Here is a 1,603-nt window from a genome sequence, read left to right on the forward strand (position 1 = left end):
ATAAGAAACTCACATGATTTTCCACTCACACCCCCGGATGAAAATATTTCTTCCGGGGTTTTTGCTTCTCCCTCCTCGTCTATACTTATAAAGCTATGGAAAGTAAGTTTACGTGCGCTTTAATGGTGGTTTAACCCTGTATAAGAAACTGTTTGGAATTTGCCTTGTGGACACCCCCTTGTTGACTCTTCGTTTCTTGAGGATGATCACGTACAGAAAAATGCTGTTTGACCAAGCTTATTCCACTTTCCATAGACTATATTTGGAGGTTGATCCCCTTGAATATTCTATTAACCCATTGTGCTGGTATGGATGTACACCAAAAAGAAATTGTTGTTTGTGTTTTAACTGGTAATATTGAAGACTCTCTTCAAAAAGAGACAAGAACCTTTTCTACCTTAACCAAAAGCTTATTTGATTTATTAAAATGGTTAGAAGAAAAAGAGGTTACTCACATTGCCATGGAAAGTACTGGTATCTATTGGAAGCCCGTCTACAATATTTTAGAAGGCTACTTTGATATTACACTGGCTAATGCACAAAGGATTAAGAATGTTCCCGGTCGTAAAACTGATGTCTCCGATGCTGAATGGATTGCCCAACTTCTTCGTTACGGATTAATTGAGAAAAGCTTTGTTCCCTCACAAGACCTTCGTGAACTACGTGATCTCACTCGTTTACGAAAAAAATGGATTGGGAACTTAACAGCTGAGAAAAATAGAATCTCTAAAGTACTTGAATGTTCGAACATTAAACTTGGTTCGGTTATTTCCGATATCTTTGGTGTCTCAGGGCGAAAACTTTTAAATCAATTAGTTGATAAAGGCTATTTAGACCAAAGTGATATTGATTCAAATATTCATCATTCTTTAAAGAAAAAAGCAAACTCAATCTCCGATTCGCTATTCGGCACTTTGGATGAACATCAAATCTTTATGATTAGAAGCTCTTGGAACCATATTGAGTATTTAGAAAAATCCATTCAAGAGTTGGAAAAACGAATAAATAACCTACTTCAATCCTACCAGGAAGAAAAAGAAATCCTTTTATCCATTCCAGGTGTAAAAGAGCATACTGCAGCTTGCATCATAGCAGAGATTGGAACAGATATGAGCCAATTCCCTTCTTCAAGACATTTAGCTTCGTGGTCTGGCGTATCTCCTGGAAACAATGAAAGTGCAGGTAAAAAAAAAGGTGCTAAGAGCATTCAAGGAAATCCACATATAAAAGCGACACTTTGTGAAGTAGGATGGGCCATTTCACGATCGAAAAAAACTTCAATGGCATCAACATTTTGGTCACTTTCAGCACGAAGAGGAAAGAAAAAAGCATTAAAAGCTATTGCACATAAGATTATAAGAATCATTTACACCTTATTTTTAAATAACCAAAGCTATTCCGAACCAGCATTGAGTCGTTAATTATCAAAAACTGAAAAACATAGATCATCAGGTTGTGTTTTTAAAAAATTTATTACACACCCTCTATTTCCTATTGCCTTTTTTAGAAAACAACTTAAAAACCTTTAAGATTTAGCCGCATCTTAACTCAATAGCATAAATCCCAAGTTTTTTATTTTCACAGAAAAAGCGCAAGCGCCTTG

At 35.8% G+C, this 1,603-nt stretch carries 1 protein-coding gene; it reads left to right on the top strand.

Annotated elements, in window-relative coordinates:
- The first annotated feature begins 278 nt into the window (after positions 1 to 278).
- Positions 279 to 1,421 carry an IS110 family RNA-guided transposase gene (locus BKP37_RS14700; protein ID WP_071310379.1) on the top strand — a complete coding sequence of 381 codons (1,143 nt, stop codon included), beginning with the start codon at positions 279 to 281 and terminating at the stop codon, positions 1,419 to 1,421.
- The last annotated feature ends 182 nt before the right edge of the window (positions 1,422 to 1,603 follow it).

It is taken from the genome of Anaerobacillus alkalilacustris (genome assembly GCF_001866005.1).
Taxonomy (GTDB): domain Bacteria; phylum Bacillota; class Bacilli; order Bacillales; family Anaerobacillaceae; genus Anaerobacillus; species Anaerobacillus alkalilacustris.